Genomic DNA, 4,844 nt, shown 5'->3' on the forward strand with positions numbered 1-4,844 from the left:
GGATTAATTAACCAAAATTATTATAATAAATTTATATTAGTTAGTAGAGAAACTTCCAAAAGAATTGTAAATATAATTATAACATAACTATATTACGTTTATAATATATCTATGATATAGTCGCAATATGTTTATGTTGCGACTTTTATAAATTTTTATGAAATTGCATATCTAACGACAATGTGATAAAATAATTTTAATAATAAAAAATTGAATCGGGAAAAAAAGATAAAAAAAGACTAGTTGCTGGAAACAACTAGACGAATTTTATTAGTTAGTAGTTCGCATTAACTACTTAGCCTATCTAATCTTAACTTGGCGGAAAAGGTTAGATACACATTTCAATCTTTAATTATTCTACAATTATACCAAAATAATAAATTTTTTTCAACACTATTATGCTGTTTAATTACCGAATAATTTAAAGAATAAAGATGTAATGGACTAAGTAGCAAAAGACTACCAGTCCATTTTTTTACTTTCCAAATGAGAGGGTACATCTTTATGACAAAAAGTAATTTTAAGTTTTATCAACCAGACGATGTTTATGGCACTTTGTTTTTTCAATTTCCAAAAGTTTTAATATACGGGGACAAGTATAACAAATTAAGTTCTGATGCAAAAATTGCATACATGCTTTTAAAAGATAAACTAGAATTTTCAATTAAAAATGAATGGATTGATGAAGACAATTATATCTACTTCAAATACTCAAATATTGCTTTAATGCAAATCTTTAATTACTCAGAAAAAACAGTAATAAAAATAAAAAAAGAACTTGAAAGTGTTGATTTACTTTATCAAAAACGAATGGGCTATAACCCTAAAACTAAAAAAAATGAAGCAAATCGCTTGTATTTAGGAGAGTTAGAACTATCAGCAGAAGATGTGTATAAGAAAGAAAAAAGGGCACGAGACCTTGCTACGAGCGGAACTGTAAAAAGTACAGCATATCTATATAAAGATATATTAGATACCTCTTTAGATAATATTAAAGATACTCAAGAACTTGACTTTTCATCTTCTAATTTTTCAGAAGCTCAACTTAAAGTCCAAAATCAAGATTTAGTGAAGAACTCAAAATCTTTCCTCAAAGAAGGGACACATGAACTATTTCTTAGTGAAGAAGCCATTAACTTACTTCAAATGTGGTGTAACTCTCCTCAACAACTTAGAAAGATGGTTGGTATTATTCTTAATGCTAAAAATGCTGTATGCAAAGAGAATGAGGAACTTGGAGTATTCTTTGTCCTCGAAGAAGAAGCATTACAAGAAAAATCCTTAATACTCTAAGACGCTATTTTAATGCCATTAGAACTAAAGAAAATAAAATAACCAATTACGAAAACTATTTATTTGGGTCAATGAAAAATATGTTTGCTGAATACTGGAATAATCAAGCGCTCAAACAAAGATTAAACTCAAACGAAACAAATAAAGAGAACCTAAATATGGATGATTCTGTTTGGTCTAATTCTAATTATGAGAATGAAACCAGTCAAAATGATTTAGCTCGTCTTGAAAGAATTAAACTTGAAGCTCTAGCGAAAATCAATTCTAAAGCAACATGATTCAGGGTACTATTTTAAAAAAAAAGTGAAAATCAATAATGTTTTTCATTTTTTTTTATACTTTTTCAATTGGAGTAAAGGCTTCAATAACTTTTCCAATGATTCGAGTAATTTCATCTCTTGGAAGAAGAATATCAGGAAATAGTCGATTGCCTTCAAAATCTATATCATTATTCAAAGAGACAAGTCTAATATAATCATCTTCCACATAAACAGAACCAGAAAAAACAGGAAACGCTATTGTTTCAATCACACTAGCACAAGAACACCCTTTTAAAAAAATGAAGCTGGTGAAAGAGAATCTGTTTTTATTAAATACACCGCAATTGATACAAAAAACAACCCTATTGCCAGTCGTATTGCAGAATATGTGACAAAAGGATCATTAGTTAGTCTTATTGGTTATCATGACAGTTACTTTAAAGAAAATTCAGAGGGTAAAAAAGAATATTTTGAAGTGAAAAGAATTTCAACTTTTAGAAATGAAGAATCAAAAGAAAAAACATTGGAGCGTAGAACTAAAGCATAATAATTAATAAAGGAAAGTGATTTTTATGGAAAAAGACAAAGTGGACTTTTACAATATACCGATCGTAGACTACTTACTTTCAATTGGAGAACCCCTTGAAAGTGTTGGTCATAACTACTATCAACATAAACATCATGATAGTTTAAAAATTAATCAAAGGAAAAACTATTTTGTTTGGAATAGTCGTTCATCTGAAAAAAATTCACGAGGTGGAGTTGTTCAGTATATGCAGATCATGCATAATTTATCTTTACAAGAAACACTCTCAAAATTAAGTGAAGATTTAGACGGTAAAGTTCTTCCAGCGATCCCTAAAAAAAGCTATCCTAAAAAATTTAATTATAAAGTTAAAGAAGCTATTGTCCCCATAGAAACGCAACGCTATTTAGTTGCAAAACGAAAAATACCTAATAAAATTGTTCGCCTATTTTTTTCTTATGATTTGATTTCTCAAAATGAAAATAATGAAGTCATTTTTAAATGGTTTAAAGGCAACAAAGTTGTAGGTTTTTCTAAACAAGGTACGATCCCACTCACAGACGAAGAAAAAGAGAAATATCATACTAAAAGAGATTTCTTTAAATATGTTGCACCAACAACTGACGTTAAGTCAATTTATTAGAGTCAAAAACGTATAATTTTAATGTATTTATTTTAAGCGATTTCTTTTTCAAATTGATTAGGCGTAAGATACCCTAAACTTTGATGGATTCGTTTTGAATTATAAAAGGCTTCAATATACCAGAAAATACTCTGATAGGCTTCTTCAAAGTTCTTATATTTAAATTGATAGACCCACTCTCTTTTTAAATGTCCATGCCAAGATTCAAGACTGGCATTATGATAAGGATAGCCCTTACGACTGAAGGAGTGAGTCATTCCAGAGTTTTTTATTGTCTCTTCATACTCATGACTCGTATACTGACTTCCTTGGTCAGAATGAAGCATCACAGATTCTGGATAATTTTGTGATTCCATTGCTTTATTCAAAGTCCTTTGCACTAATTCTACAGTCATTCGCTTTCCTAAATCCCAAGCAATGACTTTTTTAGTATAACGATCCATAATGGTTGAGAGATAAACCCAGCCTTGTTGAGTAGAAATATAAGTAATATCAGTTGCCCAAACCTTATTTATCTTTTTAGGCTCATTTTGTATAAGGTTCTTTCTGTTAATACCATCACTTACGGAGTGTCCGGGTTTAAATTTTTTAAGGACGACGGACTTGAGCTGAAGTTGTTTCATAATTTTTTGTACGAGCTTTATCCCTACTTTTTCCCCTTGATTGAGTAAGAGGTGATGAATCTTAGGTGCCCCATAGATTCCCCGATTCGCCTTGAAAAGTTGGTCAATCTTCAGTGCCAAGTGTTGTCTTCTTAATTGAGTTTTGGATGGCTGTCGATTGATTCTCTCATAATAACTTGCTTCAGGAACACCAAGCAGTTGGCAACTGAGTCTGACATTGAGTGCTAAAGTTTTAATCGTTTGAGTCATATCCGCAGCACTCACATCTTTTTATCGGCGAATATGGTCAATACTTTTTTTAAGATGTCTCGTTCTTCCTTAACTTTAGCCAGCTGTCTTTTTAATTCTAGAAAATCAGCTTTAGAGACTGAGCTTTCATTAGACTTAGAATAGAGGTCGATCCATTTATAAATCGTTGCAGGAGCCACGCCGTATTCTTTAGAAAGCTGTGTGACGGATTGCCCAGAATGATAGAAGTCGAGAAGGGTGTCTTTAAATTCTTGTGAGTAGCGTTTTTGCATGTTTTTATCCTTTGTCTAAATTATACAATAGTGACTCTAAGATTTAAGGATAGCATCAAACAGAAGCTGATACAATGTGGGGTTTTAATTATCTTAATGGCGAACCAAAACATATATTTTTCTTTGAAAGTGAGATTGATTTATTAAGTTATTATTCTATTTTTGAAGAAGAATTAAACGAAACTGGTAATTTTTGGTTAATATCTATCAATGGAGTTGCGATTGAAAAAGTCTATTCATTTTTTAGATACGGTATAGAAAACTTAAATTTAAAAGAAACTTGTCAGTCTTTGCACGTTTGTTTTGATAATGATATTGCTGGAAAACAAGCCTGTAATAAGTTACAGCACTTAGAATTTGAAAATATCCCTTTTCAAAATGATTTACCAAAAGAATTTAAAGATTGGAACGAAGTTTTACAAAATAAATAAGTTTAAAAGCCTTTTAAAGTTTAAAGGGCTTTTTTGACGCTTTATAGAGCTTTTAAGGAGTTTTAAAACGAATCAGGTAAAACTTTATGAGCAGAGATAGCAAAAAGCCCTTAGAAAGCAAAATATGAGCTTTTAGAGGGCTTTTAGTTTATCTTTAATTCAACGCTTTTCTATTCAATAATAAGAATCAGCAATTTTTCATGCCTTAGAAAACCATATCAGACTTTCTAGTGGTTTTTTAATTGGATCAGGTAAAGTTATGAGGGTAAGTGCAGAAAATTGCTTAGAACGTAAAATATGAGCTTTTGAGTTTTTATGGTTTTAATCTTTTGATTTTGACCTTTGATTTTAAATTTTTGAAAAAAATAAAAAAAAAGGCGAAGCCTTATATATATATTTATCTTATATATTTTAATCTTTTATTCTTTTGCGTCAAAAAAAAGTGAGTGTTTTCAAGGGGTTACAGAATAATATACCAAGAAAAAACTGTGCATATACCAAGAAAAAACTGTGCATATACCAAGAAAAAACTGTGCATATACCAAGA

4 protein-coding genes and 2 pseudogenes are annotated in these 4,844 nt (G+C 30.2%); 4 read left to right on the top strand and 2 right to left on the bottom strand.

Annotated elements, in window-relative coordinates:
• Window positions 1-504 precede the first annotated feature (504 nt).
• A pseudogene (locus tag Q0V08_RS10670) lies at window positions 505-1,571 on the top strand (replication initiator protein A).
• Between the two features lie 55 nt (window positions 1,572-1,626).
• Here the strand turns inward: Q0V08_RS10670 and Q0V08_RS10675 are convergent.
• On the bottom strand, window positions 1,627-1,824 hold the full coding sequence (locus tag Q0V08_RS10675) for a hypothetical protein (RefSeq protein ID WP_185753021.1): 198 nt from the start codon (window positions 1,822-1,824) through the stop codon (window positions 1,627-1,629).
• Between the two features lie 117 nt (window positions 1,825-1,941).
• Between Q0V08_RS10675 and Q0V08_RS10680 the strand changes: the two genes are divergently transcribed.
• A complete protein-coding gene (locus tag Q0V08_RS10680; RefSeq protein WP_021214068.1) occupies window positions 1,942-2,100 on the top strand; it encodes a hypothetical protein in 159 nt (52 codons plus the stop codon).
• 25 nt (window positions 2,101-2,125) lie between these two features.
• A complete protein-coding gene (locus tag Q0V08_RS10685; RefSeq protein WP_297434634.1) occupies window positions 2,126-2,722 on the top strand; it encodes a DUF3991 domain-containing protein in 597 nt (198 codons plus the stop codon).
• A gap of 32 nt (window positions 2,723-2,754) precedes the next feature.
• Here the strand turns inward: Q0V08_RS10685 and Q0V08_RS10690 are convergent.
• Window positions 2,755-3,866 (bottom strand): annotated as a pseudogene (locus tag Q0V08_RS10690) (IS3 family transposase).
• A 74-nt stretch (window positions 3,867-3,940) separates the two neighbouring features.
• Here Q0V08_RS10690 and Q0V08_RS10695 point away from each other — a divergent pair.
• Window positions 3,941-4,297 (top strand): toprim domain-containing protein, encoded by a 357-nt coding sequence (locus Q0V08_RS10695; RefSeq protein ID WP_260141078.1) that lies wholly within the window; start codon window positions 3,941-3,943, stop codon window positions 4,295-4,297.
• The last annotated feature ends 547 nt before the right edge of the window (window positions 4,298-4,844 follow it).

This window comes from uncultured Cetobacterium sp., from assembly GCF_947038635.1.
In the GTDB taxonomy this organism is placed as follows: domain Bacteria; phylum Fusobacteriota; class Fusobacteriia; order Fusobacteriales; family Fusobacteriaceae; genus Cetobacterium_A.

Coding starts and splice junctions, on each gene's coding strand:
- Q0V08_RS10685 (WP_297434634.1), top strand. CDS start 2,126: ATGGAAAAAGACAAAGTGGACTTTTACAATATACCGATCGTAGACTAC.
- Q0V08_RS10695 (WP_260141078.1), top strand. CDS start 3,941: ATGTGGGGTTTTAATTATCTTAATGGCGAACCAAAACATATATTTTTC.